Annotated in this window: 13 protein-coding genes; 8 read left to right on the top strand and 5 right to left on the bottom strand. The window is 73.6% G+C overall.

Translation table 11 applies throughout. The annotated features are described in order from the left end of the window. Window positions 1-18: 18 nt before the first annotated feature. The 8 genes from ABD785_RS05575 to ABD785_RS05540 all read left to right on the top strand — a co-directional run bounded on the left by ABD785_RS05575 (window position 19) and on the right by ABD785_RS05540 (window position 9,880). A complete protein-coding gene (locus tag ABD785_RS05575) occupies window positions 19-3,207 on the top strand; it encodes an ATP-dependent helicase (protein ID WP_344822832.1) in 3,189 nt (1,062 codons plus the stop codon). A gap of 67 nt (window positions 3,208-3,274) precedes the next feature. After that, complete coding sequence (locus ABD785_RS05570) at window positions 3,275-6,532, top strand: ATP-dependent helicase (RefSeq protein ID WP_425547738.1); 3,258 nt, start codon at window positions 3,275-3,277, stop codon at window positions 6,530-6,532. A 39-nt stretch (window positions 6,533-6,571) separates the two neighbouring features. Beyond that, complete coding sequence (locus ABD785_RS05565) at window positions 6,572-7,303, top strand: hypothetical protein (RefSeq protein WP_344822830.1); 732 nt, start codon at window positions 6,572-6,574, stop codon at window positions 7,301-7,303. A 132-nt stretch (window positions 7,304-7,435) separates the two neighbouring features. Beyond that, window positions 7,436-7,801, top strand: coding sequence for a hypothetical protein (locus ABD785_RS05560; protein WP_344822828.1), 366 nt, complete (start codon window positions 7,436-7,438; stop codon window positions 7,799-7,801). Further along, window positions 7,798-8,562 (top strand): hypothetical protein, encoded by a 765-nt coding sequence (locus ABD785_RS05555; RefSeq protein ID WP_344822826.1) that lies wholly within the window; start codon window positions 7,798-7,800, stop codon window positions 8,560-8,562. The genes ABD785_RS05560 and ABD785_RS05555 overlap by 4 nt, the downstream gene beginning before the upstream one ends. Then, on the top strand, window positions 8,559-8,939 hold the full coding sequence (locus ABD785_RS05550) for a roadblock/LC7 domain-containing protein (protein ID WP_344822824.1): 381 nt from the start codon (window positions 8,559-8,561) through the stop codon (window positions 8,937-8,939). The genes ABD785_RS05555 and ABD785_RS05550 overlap by 4 nt, the downstream gene beginning before the upstream one ends. 73 nt (window positions 8,940-9,012) lie before the next feature. Further along, window positions 9,013-9,501, top strand: a complete 489-nt coding sequence (locus ABD785_RS05545) for a class I SAM-dependent methyltransferase (RefSeq protein WP_344822822.1) — start codon at window positions 9,013-9,015, stop codon at window positions 9,499-9,501. 76 nt (window positions 9,502-9,577) lie between these two features. Continuing rightward, complete coding sequence (locus ABD785_RS05540) at window positions 9,578-9,880, top strand: hypothetical protein (protein ID WP_344822821.1); 303 nt, start codon at window positions 9,578-9,580, stop codon at window positions 9,878-9,880. Between the two features lie 33 nt (window positions 9,881-9,913). Here the strand turns inward: ABD785_RS05540 and ABD785_RS05535 are convergent, their stop codons facing one another. From ABD785_RS05535 to ABD785_RS05515, 5 genes are read right to left on the bottom strand one after another with little or no spacing between them, the layout of a single operon-like run. Beyond that, window positions 9,914-10,570, bottom strand: coding sequence for a hypothetical protein (locus ABD785_RS05535; protein WP_344822819.1), 657 nt, complete (start codon window positions 10,568-10,570; stop codon window positions 9,914-9,916). A gap of 41 nt (window positions 10,571-10,611) precedes the next feature. Then, a complete protein-coding gene (locus tag ABD785_RS05530) occupies window positions 10,612-12,219 on the bottom strand; it encodes an AMP-binding protein (RefSeq protein WP_344822817.1) in 1,608 nt (535 codons plus the stop codon). A 60-nt stretch (window positions 12,220-12,279) separates the two neighbouring features. Further along, window positions 12,280-13,764 carry an IucA/IucC family protein gene (locus ABD785_RS05525; RefSeq protein ID WP_344822815.1) on the bottom strand — a complete coding sequence of 495 codons (1,485 nt, stop codon included), beginning with the start codon at window positions 13,762-13,764 and terminating at the stop codon, window positions 12,280-12,282. Next, entirely contained in the window at window positions 13,755-15,143 is a 1,389-nt protein-coding gene (locus ABD785_RS05520; protein WP_344822813.1) for an IucA/IucC family protein, read from the bottom strand. The genes ABD785_RS05525 and ABD785_RS05520 overlap by 10 nt, the downstream gene beginning before the upstream one ends. Further along, window positions 15,140-16,225 carry an ATP-grasp domain-containing protein gene (locus tag ABD785_RS05515; RefSeq protein ID WP_344822811.1) on the bottom strand — a complete coding sequence of 362 codons (1,086 nt, stop codon included), beginning with the start codon at window positions 16,223-16,225 and terminating at the stop codon, window positions 15,140-15,142. Before ABD785_RS05515 ends, ABD785_RS05520 begins: the two co-directional genes overlap by 4 nt. Window positions 16,226-16,245: the final 20 nt, after the last annotated feature.

Here is a 16,245-nt window from a genome sequence, read left to right as displayed (position 1 = left end):
TGCGTTTGAATCACAAGGGTGTCCAGTGCTCCCTATCGGCTCGTGCGTCGCGGCGGTTCCGCCGGGGTCGTCGGCGCGCCGCGGCTGGACGAGGCGCAGCGCCGGGTCGTCGATCACCGGGGCGGGCCGCTGCTGGTGCTGGCGGGTCCCGGGACCGGCAAGACGACGACGCTGGTCGAGGCGGTCGTCTCCCGGGTCGAGGAGGGAACCGATCCGGAGCGGATCCTGGTGCTCACCTTCTCGCGGAAGGCCGCCGAGGAGGTCAGGGACCGGATCACCGGGCGCCTCGGCGTCACCACGAAGTCGCCGTTCGCGCTGACCTTCCACTCCTACGCCTGGGCGCTGCTGCGGCGGCAGGCCGTCCTGGACGGGATGGAGCCGCCCCGCCTGCTCACCGGCCCCGAGCAGCTCCTGGAGGTGCGGCGGCTGCTGGCGGGCGAGATCGAGGACGGCGCGAAGGGCTGGCCCGAACGCCTGCGCCCGGCCCTGAACACCCGGGGCTTCGCCGAGGAGCTGCGCGACTTCACGCTGCGCGCCCTGGAGCGCGGCATCGAGCCGCAGCGCCTGTTCGAGCTGGGCCGGCTGCACGGCCGCGACGACTGGTCGGCGATCGCCCACTTCATGCACCGCTACGCGCTCCGCTTCGACCTCGACCCGGTCGCCTCCTACGACTACACCGAGATCATCCGTGAGGCCGCGGGCATGCTGACCCACGACGAGGACGTCAGGGCCCGTGAGCGCGGCGCCTATGACGTGATCTTCGTGGACGAGTACCAGGACACCGACCCCGCCCAGGAGCACCTGCTGAAGCAGCTCGCCGGGGACGGGCGCGACCTGGTGGCCGTCGGCGACCCCGACCAGTCGATCTACGGCTTCCGGGGCGCGGACGTCCGCGGCATCCTGGACTTCCCGACCCGCTTCCCCCGTCTCGACGGAACCCCCGCCGAGACGGTCGCCCTCACCGTCTGCCGCCGGATGGGCGCGCCGCTGCTGGAGGCGTCCCGGCGGATCGCCCGGCGGCTGCCCGGCATGGCCGAGCACCGTGTGCTGACCGTCCCGGACCGGCAGCCCGCCCCCGAGGGCGCGGACCTGCCGGGGCTGCGCAAGGGCGAGCCGTCGCCCGAGGTCAGGGTCGTGGTCGCCGACAGCGCCAGCCAGGAGGCCGCGCTCGTCGCCGACGAGCTGCGCCGGGCCCACCTGCTGGAGGGCGTGCCGTGGTCGCGCTGCGCGGTGCTGATCCGCGGCGTCCACCAGGTGCCGGGGCTGCGGCGGGCGCTCGGCCAGGCCGGGGTGCCGGTCACCGTCCTCGGCGACGAGCTGCCGCTGTACGCCGAGCCCGCGGTCCGGCCGCTGCTGATGATCCTGCTGGCGGCGCTGAAGCCCGGCTACCTCGACGACGTGGTCGCCGAGGAGCTGCTGACCGGGCCGCTCGGCGGCGCCGACGCCCTGGCCATGCGCCGCCTCAAGCGCGCCCTGCGCGACCTCGAGGACCTCGCGGGCGGCTCCAGGCCCCTGAGCGAGCTGCTCGTCGCCGCCCTCGACGACGACCGGGAGCTGCTGCTCGTCCACGACAAGGTGAAGGCGCCCGCCCAGCGGATCGCCCATCTGATCAGGACGGCCCGCGAGGGCTCGGGCTCCGCCGAGGACGTGCTGTGGGCCGTATGGGAGCAGACCGGGCTGAGCGACCGCTGGCTGACCGAGAGCAAGCGCGGCGGGGCCAGGGGAGCGGCGGCCGACTCCTCTCTCGACTCGGTGGTCGCCCTGTTCGACCACGCCGCCCGGTTCGTGGACCGGCTCCCCAAGGCGGGCGCGGTCCTGTTCGTCGACGACCTCGCCGGCCAGGAGATCGCCGGGAACACCCTCGCCGAGCGCTCGCCCGACGGGGAGACCGTCCGGATCCTCACCGCCCACCGGTCCAAGGGCCTGGAGTGGGACGTGGTGATCGTCGCGGGCGTCCAGGAGGGGATGTGGCCGGACCTGCGGGTGCGCGGCTCCCTGCTGGGCATCGAGCAGCTCCTGGAGGATCCGGGCGACCTCGACGCCGTATCCGGCGCCGCGGTCACCGCGAAGATCATGGCCGAGGAGCGGCGGCTGTTCTACGTGGCCGTCACCCGGGCGCGCAAACGCCTCGTCGTGACGGCCGTCGGCGGCGACGACACCGAGGAACGGCCGTCGCGATTCCTCAACGAGCTGCTCCCCGGCGCCCTCGAACAGGCCCAGCTCGACGAGCGGACCCGCTGGCTGTCACTGCCCGCGCTGGTCTCCGACCTCCGCTCGATCGTCGCCGACCCCAAGCGCCCGGACGGGCTGCGCCGCGCCGCGGCCTCCCATCTCGGACGGCTGGCCAGGGCGGGCGTCCGGGGGGCCAGGCCCGAGAACTGGTACGCGATCACGTCCCTGTCCGACGCGGGCCCCGCCTTCGGCCCTGAGGAGCCGATCACGATCTCACCGTCCCAGGTGGAGACCTTCACCACCTGCGGGCTGCGCTGGCTGCTCACCAGCGCGGTCGGCGCCCAGGAGGGCGGCCCCGGCGAGTACAGCACCATGGGCAAGGTCATCCACGCGGTCGCCGAGCTGGCCGGGGCCCGCCCGGACGTCTCGGAGAGCGACCTCGCCGGACGCCTCGACGAGATCTGGAGCGAGCTCGACTTCCGCTCCGCCTGGTACTCCGAGAAGCAGCGCAAGCAGGCCTCGGCCATGGTCGACAAGTTCATGGACTGGCACAAGACCAACCCCAACGAGATCGTCGCGCTGGAGGAGTCGTTCCGGGTCGAGCTCGGACGGGTCGTGATCCGCGGCCGGATCGACCGCGCCGAACGCGACGCCCACGGGCGCGGCATCATCATCGACATCAAGACCGGCGGCTCGCCCGTCCCCGCCGACCAGGTCGATCGCAATCCGCAGCTCGGCGTCTACCAGTACGCCGTCATGCTGGGGGCGTTCGAGCGGCATGGGCTGGTCGAGCCGGGTGGGGCGAAGCTCGTCCAGGTGGGCAAGGCCGCCTACACCCGCAAGGCGCGCGAGCAGGCGCAGCGTCCGCCCGGCGAGGACGGCGACCCCGACTGGCCCAGAAAGCTGGTCGAGATCGTCGCCACCGGCATGGCCGGCGAGGTCTTCAAGGCGACCGCGAACGACAAGTGTCGGACCTGCCCCGTACAGTCCTGCTGCCCGGTGAACGAGAACGGAGGCGAGGTCGGGGAGCCGTGAGTGAGCGAAGCGAGGTCACCGACAAGTACAAGATCGGCTCCGGGCCGACGAAGGAGGCTCGGAGATGATGATCTCTCCGGGCGAGCTCTCCTTCCGGTTGCAGCAGAGGTTTCCGCCGACCGAGGAGCAGGCCGAGGTCATCCGGGGGCCGCTGGCGCCCATGCTGGTGGTGGCGGGCGCCGGGTCGGGCAAGAGCGAGACCATGGCCGCGCGGGTGGTGTGGCTGGTCGCCAACCGGCTGGTGCGGCCCGAGCGGGTGCTGGGGCTGACCTTCACCAGGAAGGCCGCCGCCGAGCTGGCCGGGCGGGTCAGGGAGCGGCTGGCCGTGCTGCACGAGCATCCCGACCTGGTCGATCCCGAGGTCCTCGACGGCGAGCCGACCGTCTCGACCTACCACGCCTACGCCTCCCGGCTGTTCGGCGACCACGCCCTGCGCGAGGGCCTCGAGCCGACGATGCGGCTGATCTCCCCGGCGGTGGCCTGGCAGATCGCGACGCGCGTCGTCGACGCCTACGACGGGCCGATGGACCAGATCGACTGGGCGCCCGACACCGTCACCCGCGCCGTCATCGAGCTGTCCGGCGATCTCGCCGAGCATCTGCGCGGCCCGGCCGACATCCGGCTGATCGGCCGGAAGCTGGAGGAGATGTACGCCTCGGTCGACAAGCCGCTGGCCAAGCAGAAGGACATCCTCGCCAAGCAGGGCACCCGCGAGCAGCTCCTTCCTCTCATCGAGGCCTACAGCGCGGCCAAGCGCCGCCGCGAGCTCGTCGACCACGGCGACCAGATGTCGCTGTCGGCGCGGATCGCCGACCGGCATCCCGAGGTCGGGGCGTTCGAGCGGTCGCGCTACTCGGTGGTCCTCCTGGACGAGTACCAGGACACCAGCCAGGCGCAGCTCGTCCTGCTGAAGGCCCTGTTCTCCGGCGGGCACCCGGTGACGGCCGTCGGCGACCCCTGCCAGTCGATCTACGGCTGGCGCGGGGCGTCGGCGGGCAACCTGATGAACTTCCCCATGCACTTCCCGGCCGAGGCGGGGCCCGCGCCCCGGCTGGAGCTCACCCAGAGCTTCCGCAACGGCGAGCGGATCCTCGACGCCGCCGCGCGCGTCCAGGCCGATCTGCGGTCCGAGCTGCGCGGGGTGTCGCCGCTGCGGCCGGGAGCGCCGCGGGTGGGCCGCGGCAGGGTCGAGTGCGCGCTGGTCACGACCGTCGAGGAGGAGGCCGAGCGGATCGCCGAGCGGGTCGTGGCCGTCCTGCACTCCGCGCACGCCCCCGACGGGGCGGAGGCCGAGGAGCCGCTGAAACTCAGCGACATCGCGGTCCTGTGCCGCAAACGCTCCCAGTTCGCCCTGATCCGCAAGGCCCTCGAGGAGCGCGGGATCGCCGTCGAGGTCGTCGGCCTCGGCGGGCTGTTGACCGTCCCGGAGGTCCAGGACGTGCTGGCGACCTTGCGGGTGATGAACGACCCGACCTCGGGGGCGTCCCTGGCCCGGCTGCTGACCGGGCCGCGCTGGCGGATCGGCTCCCGCGACCTCGTCGCCCTCGGCCGCCGCGCCCGCGAGCTGGCCCGCGAGGCCCGCCGCGACATCAACCGGGAGGACGCCGCGCCGCCCGAGCGGGCCCGCGAGGACGATCCGCTGAAGGCGCTCGTCCAGGAGCTGCAGGAGGAGCAGGGCAGCCTCGTCGACGCCCTGGACGACCTCGGCGACCCCGAGCCCTACTCCGCGGAGGCCCGCCGCAGGCTGCTGCGCCTCCGCGACGAACTCCGCTACCTGCGCCGCCAGTCGCATCTTCCGCTGCCCGACCTCGTCACCGAGGTGGAGCGGGTCCTCGGCCTCGACATCGAGGTCGCCGCCCGCACCGGCAAGGACCCGGTCGAGGCCCGCGCCAACCTCGACGCCTTCGTCGACGCCGCCGACTCCTTCGCGGGCGACAGCGAGGACCCGACGCTCAGCGCGTTCCTGTCCTACCTGGCCGCGGCCGAGACCGAGGAGTTCGGGCTGGAGGCGGGACGGGTCGGTGAGAGTGACTCGGTGAAGCTGCTGACCGTCCACGGGTCCAAGGGACTGGAGTGGCCGGTCGTGATCGTCCCGGGGCTGTCGTTCACCCCGCAGCGCAACGGCAACCCCGGCAAGGGCTCGATCTTCCCCACGCCCCCGGCGGGCGCGGGCACCAAGTGGACCACCAACCCGCGCATGATCCCCTACCCGCTGCGCGGCGACCGGCTGGACCTTCCGCGCCTCGACGGCCTCACCAAGCTCGACGTCGAGCGGTTCGAGGAGGCCTGCGCCGAACGCGACTTCAGGGAGGAGCGGCGGCTGGCCTACGTGGCCGTGACCCGGGCCAGCGCCCTGCTGGTCGCGACCGGCTACTGGTGGGGCGCGGCGTCCAAGGCGCTCGGGCCCTCGCCGTTCCTCAGCGAGATCCGCGAGACCGCCGACCATGTCTGGGCGTGGGCCGAGCCGCCCGAGGAGACGGCGCACAATCCGCTGCTCGCGGAGCCGAAGACCGCCGCCTGGCCGCCGCCCCCGCTCGGTGAGGGCGGCATCGTCGAGGGGGCCAGGCTCGTCCAGGACGCGATGGTCGGCACCCTCGCCCAGTGGACCCCCACCGGCGACCTCGAGGACGCCGACCGGGGCCGCATGACGGCCTGGGCCCGGGACGTGGAGCTGCTGCTGGCCGAACGCGACCAGGGCAGGGGCGGCGACGGGCTCACCGTGGAGCTGCCCGACCGTCTCACCGTGTCGTCGCTGGTGTCGCTGGCCCGCGATCCGGCGTCCCTCGCCGCCCAGATCCGGCGGCCGATGCCCCGCCCGCCGACACCGTTCATGCGGCGCGGCACCGCCTTCCACCGCTGGCTGGAATCGCGCTGGGGCCAGCAGCGGCTGATCGATCCCGAGGACCTGTTCGGCGCCGCCGACGACGGGGCCGACGAGCACGACTCCGACATCGGGCTGCTCCAGGCGCGGTTCGAGGAGTCGGAGTGGGGGGCGCGCGAGCCCGTCGACGTCGAGGTGCCGTTCGAGACGATGATCGGCGACCGGCTCGTGCGCGGCCGGATGGACGCCGTCTTCCGGCGCGGCGACACCTACGAGGTCGTCGACTGGAAGACCGGCCGCCCCCCGGAGGGCAGCGAGGAGCGGCACGTCGCCGTCCAGCTCGCCGCCTACCGCCTGGCCTGGGCGTCCCTCGCGAACGTCCCCCTCGACCACGTCGGCGCGGCCTTCCACTACGTCAAGGCCAATCACACCGTCCGCCCCGTCGACCTCCTCGACGCCGACGGTCTCGCCGCCCTCTTCGACCGCGTGCCCGTCACGAGCTAGGCCTGTCGCTTTCCGGCGGTCCTGTGCGAGGGTCCGGCCATGCGATCCCTCGGCTGGACGGCGGTCCTCCTCGTTCTCTGCGGCTGCGGGCCGGAGCCCGCGGCGGTCCCGCCCGCGGTCGCGCCGGTCGCGCCGGTCGCGCCGCAGGTCTACTGCCACCAGGACGCGGTCCCGCTGTCGGCGCTGGACCGGCCGAGGCCCGCGACCGGGCTCAGCGCCGACGGCAGGGCCGCGCTCGGGGGCGCGGGGGTCGGGCCCGTGGGCGACCTCGCGAGCTGGAGCATCGTCGAGGACACCCCGGCCCGGATGACGCTGATCCGCGAGCTGGGAGCGGGGACCGAGGGCGGGGCGTACCGGCTCCTGTCGGCCGAACGGCCGCAGGGGGCCGCCACCGGGGGAGCGAAGGGCGGCTGGCGGCTGCGCGTCTCCTCGCGGTGCGATCTGCACCGGGTGCCTCAGGGGCTCGGCGCGGCGGACGTCGTCCTCGATCCGGCGGGACCCGCCGTGACGCGGGACGCCCGCGAGGTGCGGCTGCTGGTCACCGAGCAAGCGTGCGCGAGCGGCGCGGACGCCGGCGGCAGGATCCGCGCGAGCGTGGAGAGGACCGCGACCGAGGTCCGGCTCACGATCGGCGTGGCCGGGGCCGGGGGCGCCCAGGACTGCCGGGGCAACCCGCCGACGCCCTACACCGCCGATCTCGGCGAACCCCTCGGCGACCGGATCCTCGTGGACGCCTCCAGCCATCCGCCGGTCATGCTGGCCCGCACCTGAGGCCGACTCGGGTCCTGTCACGGGGTAGGGATACCGGTCAGTACTTCATAACATTCCGGGACATCCGGGCATGTCGGCAACGGTTTCCTCCTTACATTGATCACGGGAAGAAAACCGCCGGAGGAGGCCCCGGTGTCAGCCATTGACGACTGTCTCGCCGAGGCCCTGACCCTCCCCGGTGTGCGGCTCGTGACCCTGCTCGACTACGTCGGCGGGCTGCCGATCGCGGCGCGCGGCGAGGATCCGCTGAGCGCGGAGGAGGACGCCTCGGGAACCGCGGACTTCGTCCAGCGCGCTCTCGCCACGCCCGCCCTGACCGCGTCGGAGTCCGGTGACAGCGTGGAGGAACTGATCGTGGTCGGCGCCGGGGGGACGCATGTGATCCTGCTGGGCGGCGAGGCGATGTGCCTGCACACCGTCCTGGAGCCGGGCACCGATCTGACGACCGCCCGCGCCCGTCTGCGGGATGTCCTGCACCGGCTGGTCGCCCCCGTATGAGCGAACTGCGCACGGCACTCGTGGGATTGGCACGTGACAAGGCGACCGGGAACGTGCGGGTGGGGCACGAGGGGGTCGTCCATCTCGTCGCCGGGGCGGCGGTCTTCGCCGAGTGCGTGTTCGTCCCCGGGCTCGGCCGGATGCTGTCGTCATCGGGACGGCTGCGCGAGGCCGACTGGCGGGCCGTGCAGGCGTCGGGGAGCGCGGAGGACTTCCTCGGGCGGGCCGAGCTGGAGGGCTACGGGCTGATCGCCCTGTTCGACGCGGCCTACTACCTGCTCGGCTCGGACGCGCCCGTCGAGTTCTCCGAAGGCGACCCGTTCTGGCTCGCTCCGCTGCGCGGCGTGCCGATCGAGACGCTGTACTACGAGACCGGCCGCCGCCGGGAGCGGCTGGACCAGGCCTGGCCGTCGGCCGTCCTCGACGACGCCCCGGTCGTCCCGGTGCGCCGGGTGCGGCGGCAGCGGGTGATGCTCACCGGGCTGCAGGCCGAGCTCCTCCTCAACGCCGACGGGCGGCTCGACGCCGCGGGCCTGGCCAGGGAACTCGGCCACACCCGGTACGGCTGCACGCTCGCGGTCAGAGGTCTGGCGGCGTCGGGCCTGGTGGCGGTGCCGCCCGGCTCGGCCCGCCGCAGAATCGGGGGAGCCCCGCGCGGTCGGCCCGACCGCGCGGACGGTTCCCCGGGCCCCCAGAAATGGGCCGAAGTCGACCAGAGCCTGCTGCTCAGGCTCACAGACGCGTTGCGGGAGCTCGAATGACTGACGATCTTGTCCTGGCCGAACTCCGTGCGCTGCGCGACCGCGTTCCGCACCTCAGGGGCGGTCTCGTCGCCACCTGCGACGGTTTCCTCGTCGCCGCCGACCTGCCCGAGGGGGTCGAACCCGACCATGTGGCCGCCCTGACGGCCACCGAACTGTCGCTCAGCAACCGCTTCGCCGACATCGTCTGCGAGGGCGACTTCCAGGAGGTCGTGATCCGCTGCACCGGCGGCCATCTGGCGATCTACGCCTGCGGCCCCCGGGCGGCCCTGGCCCTGCTCACCGGCCCCGAGGCCCTGATCGGCCACCTCCACCTCGAGGCCAGGCCGACGGCTCTCGCGATCGCCGGAGCGATGGCGGCCGCCACCCCAGCGTGATCCTTCTCACCCAAGGCTAGTCACCGAGCGATGTTCGGGGCATGCTCCTGGGAACTACTTCCCGGGAGGACGCGTGACGGTGACCCACGAGGAGACGTTCGCAGCCACGGTGCAGGATTTCGTCCGTTTCACGGAGCCGGAACTCGATCTCGAGGACATCTGCCTCGAGGTCTACGCCGGCTCCGCCGAGGTGTCGCGGGCGATCGCCCGGAGGGTCCGTCACGCCAGCGCGGTCGACACCAGGGCCGAGGTGCTGCTGGAGGGCAAGCGCGCCGCCGACCGCGACGCGCTGACGAACGTCACGTTCCTGGTGGGGCCCGCCGAGCGGCTGCCGCACCTCGACCGGACCTTCACCCTCCTGCTGTGCCGCGACGCCCTGGGCTCGGCCGCCGACCCCGCGGCCGTGGTCGGCGAGCTGGTACGGGTGAGCCGCCCGGGAGCGGGCATCGTGCTCGCCGACGCGGGGCTCGGGGTGGCCGCGCTCGTGGCCCTGCTGGAGGCGGCGGGAGCCGACGTCAAGCGCACGAACGACGCCGGATACGTCTGCGCGGCGGCCCCGTGACGACCGGATCCCGAGGCCGGTAACGCTTCGAACATCCGCTTGAATGTCGAACGCGTGTACGGGTAGGGTCTCGAACGTGGGTTCTACTGACGCTTCCCCCGCGGTCCTGGCGATGCGCATCGGCGTGGTCGCCGCCGAGGCCGCACTCGCCACGTTCCTGCACAACGTCGACTTCTCCGAGGCGGAGGAGGAGGGCTTCGACCTGCGCGGCTTCATCGCCCCCGCGGACTGGCCGGTGTTCTCCCTCGTCCTCGACACCCTCGCCGCCGCGACCCCGGGCGACCCCCGCCCCCTGGAGGAACGCCGCAGCCAGGCCCTGATCGACCTGGCGCGCGTCTGCCGCGCCGCCCGCGAGAGCGCCCTCGACCAGGTGGCTTAAGCCCTGTCCTGAGAGCTCCCGCCTCGCGTCCGCTCAGACGGCCGCGAGGTTCTTCGGCGGCAGGCCGCGGCGGATCCGGTCGCGGGCCACGCCCTTGCGGATCGCCGACTCGATCTTGGCGAGATTGCTGACCGGCGCGCGGAGGGTGAAGTCCGGGCCGTTCTCCGGCTGAAGGATGATCAGCTTGCCGGGCGTGATGTAGGCGAGCTTCACGTCGTCCCAGGCGATGGCGACGGGCTCGCCGGTCGAGGCGTGGACCAGGCCGTCCTCGAAGAGCACGACGGCCGGGGTGCGGAGCCTGGCCGTCCGGCGGATCAGCGCGCCGGCGATCAGGCAGAGCACGATGATCACCGCGCCGCAGGCCGCCAGCAGTCCCGTGTTCTTGTTGGCCAGGATGCCGAGGGCGGCCACGGCGGCGCACAGCAGCACCGCGTCCAGCACGAGGGCGATCTTCAGCGTGGTCAGGCGCGGGTCGGGCTCCTCCGCGACCGGCTCGCCGAGGGCGGCCCCGGCCTCCAGAACGTCCTCCGGCGGGGCGGAGGCGGCCGCTTCGGGCTCCTCGGCCTCGTCGAGGTCCGCGGCCTCGGCCGTTTCGGCGGCCTTTTCGGGCTCAGCGGCCTCTTCCGGCTCGGCGGACGCGGCGGGCTCGGCGGCGACGTCGGGGGCTTCGGGGGTCTCCTCGGCAGTCATGCCTGCCTATCTATCGCATATGCGGCGGTTGTGCGAGCGGATCACCGCTCCTGAAGCGCCTTGTGCCTGATTTTTCCCGTGGTGGTCCGGGGCAGCTCGGGGACGAAGGTGATCTCCCGGGGCACCTTGTAGCGGGCGAGTTCGGCCTTCACATGGGCCTGGAGCTCGGCCTCGGAGACCGACGACCCGGGGACCCGGACGACCCAGGCGGCCAGCCGCTGGCCGAACCGCTCGTCCTCGACCCCGGCCACGGCCGCCTCCGCGACCTCGGGATGGGCGTCCAGGACGTCCTCGACCTCGGCGGGGAAGACGTTCTCCCCACCGGAGACGATCATGTCGTCGGAGCGGCCGTCGATGAACACCCGGCCCGCCGCATCGAGGTGGCCGAGGTCACCCGTGCTGGTCATGCCGTCGATCTGCTCCTTGGTGCCGCCGCCGGTGTAGCCGCGGAACTTCAGGCCCGCGTCGAGGAAGAGGGTGCCGATCTCGCCCGCCGGGAGCTCGTGTCCGTCGTCGCCGAGGACGCGGGCCCTGGTGCCGAGCGTGGGGCGTCCGACGGTGCCGGGGGCCTCCCGCAGGTCGGCGGGGGTCGCGATGGTCGCCCAGCCGGTCTCGCTGGCGCCGTAGGCGTTGTAGAGGACGTCGCCGAACCGGTCGAGGAACCGGCACGCGAGGTGCGGATGCAGCGCCGCCCCGCCGGAGAGCACGACGCGCAGGGAGGCGAGGGAGCCGCCGCGGACCTCGTCGAGCAGCCGCTGGAGCATCACCGGGACGGCCACGAGGACCTCGGCGCGGTGCTCCTCGACCAGTTTCGCGGCGGTCGCGGCGTCGAAGCGGCGCATCAGCACGACGGGCGCGCCGATGCCCAGCCCGGCCATCAGATAGGTGAGCCCGAGCCCGTGGAAGAGCGGCGGCCCGACCAGGATGGGCCCGCCGCTGCGCAGCGGCACCCGCAGCAGGTGCCCGAACCCCTGGCTGAGCGCGGCCAGCGGCCCGAAGTCGTGCGAGGCGCCCTTGGGATGCCCGGTCGTCCCCGACGTCAGGATGACGATCTTCGACGGCCGCTCGGCGACCAGCGGGGCCGCCGGGGTCCGCGCCAGCCCGTCCAGGGTGGGCAGCTCGGCGGGCCGGTCGTGCCAGGCGATCACCCGGACGCCCTCGAATCCCTCGGCGACGGCCGTGAACTCCTCGTCGTGCACGAGCACCGCGACGTCCTCCTGGGCGAGGACCCGGGCGAGCTGGGGCCCGGAGAAGTCGGTGTTGAGGAAGACGACGTCGCGGCCGAGCCGGGAGGCCGCCAGAGCCGCCTCGGCGAAGCCGCGGTGGTTGCGGCAGAGGATCCCGACCTTCCGCCCCTCGCCGACCTCGAGGCGCAGGGCCGTCGCCTGGGCCGCGGAGCGGGCCTCCAGCTCGGCGTAGGTCAGCGAGCCCCGCTCGTCGATGATCGCCGTCCGGTCCGGCCAGCGCAGCGCGCCCGCCGCCCCGGCCAGCGCGGGCGTCGGCCCGTACCTGACGGCCTGGAGCGGCAGCCTGAGCAGCCGGTCGGGCCGCACGGGGCTCAGCATCCCGCTGTCGCGCAGCACCCTCACGGTCCCCGCGGCGAGGTCGGCGGCCGAGCGGAGCCGGTCGGTGAACGCGGCGAAGACCATGGGACGAGCTCCCTTTCAGCGGGGCCAAGAGCCGTACCCAAGCCTGACATACCGACACCTTCAGCAACGGAGCGGGTTGTCGACCTCCACGTAGGTCGCGGCCCGGTCCGCGGAGCGGGACCAGCGGGCGAGCAGGTTGGCCTTGGCGGGCAGCGGAGCCCCGTCGAGGACGGCGCGCATCCTGGACCGCCCGGAGAAACCGGCGAGGATCTTGCGGGCGGCCGTCCACAGCTCGTCCGCGACGCCCGGATCGCGGTCGGCGAGGGCCGCCGCGATCTCGGCGAGATTGTTCACGAACAGGCAGTAGGCGACCCGGTGCCAGCCGCGGTCCTCGTCATAGGTCATCGCGTCGCGGACGCGCCGCGGCAGACCGGGCAGATCGCGTCCGGGCAGGAGCTTGGTGCCCTCGAGGTCGCGGAAGATCGCCCGCTGCGGCGTCCCGTCGGGGTCGGGCACGACCAGGACGTTCTGCAGATGCGGTTCGAGGACCACGCCGTGGGCGAAGAACAACTCCAGCACCGGCACGGCGACCTTCTCCACATAGGCCGCGAACCACTCGACGGGGTCGGCGGGGGAGGGCAGGAAGGCGCCCTCGGGGTCGGCCAGTGCCGCGGCCATCACCGCCTCGGCGGGTGCGCCCTCGCGGAGGATCACCCCGAGCCCCTCGTAGAGGCCGCGATCGGCGAGCGCGACCGTCCGGTAGGCGGGCTCGCCGAGCAGCGAGTCGCCCATCAGCGGCTTGAGCATCCGGGTCAGCGCCGGTGCCGCCTCCAGCTCGTACCAGGAGTTCTTGCGGACGCAGTTGGTGATCCGCACGTCGAGGCTGAACTTGGCGAACATCCCCGCGGAGGGCACGTGGACGGTCCGCACCGAGGAGGTCGGCACGACCTCGGGGCCGTCCTCGGCCTCGCGCAGCAGGCCCCGGCCGAGCGCCCGCCGCATCGCGGGCCTGTCCCGCAGCAGCCGCCACTGCCAGGGGTGGACGGGCAGCAGCTCCCCGTCGAGCCCGGCGGGGAAATCGCCCTCGCCGCAGAGCAGCCCGGGGGCGACGGCCAGGCGCTTCAGCCGGAACCGGGCGCCGGTCTCCGGGGCGTAGGGCAGCCACGTCTCGGGCGTGCCCTGCCGCGACTTCGGCGACGGATGGAAGCGGTGCCCCACGACCAGCGACTGCTCGGAATCCAGCATCGGATCGGAGGTCCGGTGCTCACGCGTCGCCATGATCGCGGCCATCGCCTCGTGGCTGGAGACGACCTGGGCCAGGAACTCGGGGTTCTCCTCGCCCGTCACCGCGGTCAGCTCGGCCGCGACGAGTTCCGCCACCTCGTACCAGGTCAGCTCGGAGCCGTCCGCGACGAACGGCCCGCGGAGCCGCCAGGAGGGTCCCGCCGGCGCCCCCGACGCCGTCAGCACGGTGTGCGCGAGCGCGATCTCCACCCTGCCGGCCTCGGCCCTGACCCGCCCGGCGGGCACGGAGATCTCCCGGAGCAGGCAGTTGAGGAGGGCGGTTGCGGTGGCTTCGTCCGCGGTGACGCGGGTCAGCAGCACGTCGGCTCCCGAAGGTAGTTGGGGCCGTCCGGCCCGTAGTGTTTGTTGATGTCGGCCGCCCCGGTGCGCCGCTTCGGGACGAGGGTTCCGGCGGTGAGCATCGCCTTGGCGGGCAGCCGGTCGGCGTCCAGGGTGCGGGCCCGCAGGAACGGATCGGTGACGGCCTCGTCGAGCCGGTCCCTGACCAGGGCCAGGCCGGTGCGCAGCGGCAGCAGGCCCCGCTCGGCGAGGCCGAAGGCGAGCGCGCCCGCGCACAGGTGCAGGGTGATCGTCACGAAGACCCGGGCGAGGGCTTCCCGGTCGCCCTTCAGGCGGGGATCGTCGAACTCCTCCCCGGCATGGCGGATCTCGTCGAACAGCGCGCCGTCGTTGTCCTTGACGACCAGTTCGCCCCTCCGGGTGACCGCGACGTTCTGCTGGTGGGCCTCCAGCGCGATCCCGTACCGCTCGAACAGGGCGGCGTTCCAGCCGAACAGCACGCGCAGGTAGCCGGAGAAGAACGCCTCGACGTCGTCGCACAGCTCGTCCAGGACGCCCGGGGCGAGCAGCGCCGCGACCGGGACGGACCCGGCGGCCGGCATCCGCCGCACCAGGTACCCGAGATAGGGGTCGCGGGCGTGGCCGTAGGTCTGCTCGTCGGCGAGGAGCACCGGCGCCCCGGTCTCGGCCGCGGCCCGCGCCAGGATCCGCTGCACCTTCGCCCCGTCCTGCAGGGTGCCCGGCTTGATCGCCCGGACGTTCCTGGCGCCGAGCGTGCTCGTCGGCATCGGCACCTTGACGTGCTCGGTCGCGGTGACCGCGAGCGTCCGCATGGACAGGGTCGGCGCCACGCCGAGATGCCGGGCGACCGGGCCGGTCACCAGGCCCCGCGCGACGGTCAGCGGATGCACGGGGAAGACCGCCGCGCCCCGGAGGCCCAGCTCACCGGGGGAGGGCCACCAGCCGGGCAGGACGCCCGCCGTGACCGGGTCGGCGACGCCCGTCCAGCAGAGCTCGAAGGACGGCTGGAACTCCGGGGCGTAGGCGCGGAGCTCGGCGGGCGACAGCCCGAGCTTGCAGCGGCCCAGGGGATGGACCGGATGGCCGAGCCGGGCGGCCAATGCGTCGTGGCGGGTCGGTCCCGGCCGGACCTCCGGCAGCTCCATCGCGTGCAGGGCGAGGGTCTCGCGGCACTCGCGCTCGAAGGCGGCCACGTCGTCGCCGGGGTCGGCGGCGGCGCGGACCAGGGCGAGGACCTGCTCCAGCGGGACCGGCGGCGTGAACCGGGTGCCGGAGACGAAGCCGTCGGGCTCGCGCGGCAGGTCCAGCAGGTGCAGGCCCGCGTACCGTTCGCGCGCCAGGGCCGACAGCACCCGCGCGCCGAGTTCTCCGTCGTTCACGCGGTGAGGTCCCAGGAGCGGGCGGCGCGGAAGGCGAGCAGCGCGGCGTCCACCGCGGCGGTGGTGGGCCCGACGGCCTGGATCGTGCCGAGATAGTCCCGGTTGGTGTGGGTGTGCTCGACCCGGGAGCCGACAGGGAGCTGCGGCCGGTAGGTCAGCCGGACGTCGCCGATGACGGTCTCGGTGAAGGGCGGCGCGGACGTCAGGGTGCCCGAGGAGGTCGCGAGGACGTAGTCGACCGAGGCCGCGGCGGCCGGCCCCGGCGTGATCTCGACCGGCTCGCCGAGATGGGCGCGCAGGATGTCGGCGAACAGGTCGCGGCCGAGCAGGTCGGCGAGCAGGAAGTCGCAGTGGTCGCCGATGACCCGGTAGTTGACCTCGACGATCCGCGCCCGCCCGCCGCCGACGATGAACTCGGTGTGGCAGGCCCCGAGGCCGACGCCGAGCCCGGCGAGCGCGGCGAGCACCTGCGGGGTCTCCGGCGGCGGCTGAGCCCAGTCGAGCCGCTCCTCGATGAAGTACGGCTCGGGAGAGACCGTCGTGTGGAAGGAGCCGATGACCCGGCCGTTCAGGGTCTCCAGGGTGTGCAGCTCGCCCCGCAGGTACTCCTCGGCGACCATCGGACGCCCGAAGTCCGGCAGTGCGGCCAGCTCGGCGGCGGAGCGGACCAGCACGACGTCCTCGCTGGCCACGCCCTCCCGCGGCTTGACCACCAGCGGGAACGGCGCGTCGGCGGGGACGGGCCACTCCCAGGCGCCGACGTCGCCCAGCGCCCGCCGCATCAGCGCCTTGTTCTTGCAGCGCAGCGCGGCCTTCCAGTCCTTGCCCGGCAGGTCGTGGAAGGAGGCGGCGAGGGCCGTCGCGGCCTGGAGGTGGTCGCTGTTGGAGAAGTAGGCGTCCGGCCGTCCCACCTGGACGATCTCCCGGTAGTCGGTGACGTCGCAGCCGATCACCCGGTGCCCGGGGTAGTCGCCGGGCCGGTCGCTGAGCAGCGTGACGTCCAGCCCGAGCCGCGCGGCCGCGGGAAGGAACCCCTCGATCACCGAATCGGTGACCTTGCCCGTCACCACGAAAAGCCGCACCCAACCCCCTTAGGTAAGCC

It is taken from the genome of Actinocorallia longicatena, assembly GCF_039534125.1.
Lineage (GTDB): Bacteria > Actinomycetota > Actinomycetes > Streptosporangiales > Streptosporangiaceae > Actinocorallia > Actinocorallia longicatena.
Note: the sequence above shows the minus strand (reverse complement) of the source record. Positions and strands in the feature narration are given on the sequence as shown.

Bases quoted from the DNA above. Each gene is read 5' to 3' on its own strand.
- ABD785_RS05555 (WP_344822826.1), top strand. From the start codon at position 7,798: ATGAGCGAACTGCGCACGGCACTCGTGGGATTGGCACGTGACAAGGCG.
- ABD785_RS05570 (WP_425547738.1), top strand. From the start codon at position 3,275: ATGATCTCTCCGGGCGAGCTCTCCTTCCGGTTGCAGCAGAGGTTTCCG.
- ABD785_RS05535 (WP_344822819.1), bottom strand. From the start codon at position 10,570: ATGACTGCCGAGGAGACCCCCGAAGCCCCCGACGTCGCCGCCGAGCCC.
- ABD785_RS05565 (WP_344822830.1), top strand. From the start codon at position 6,572: ATGCGATCCCTCGGCTGGACGGCGGTCCTCCTCGTTCTCTGCGGCTGC.
- ABD785_RS05550 (WP_344822824.1), top strand. From the start codon at position 8,559: ATGACTGACGATCTTGTCCTGGCCGAACTCCGTGCGCTGCGCGACCGC.
- ABD785_RS05530 (WP_344822817.1), bottom strand. From the start codon at position 12,219: ATGGTCTTCGCCGCGTTCACCGACCGGCTCCGCTCGGCCGCCGACCTC.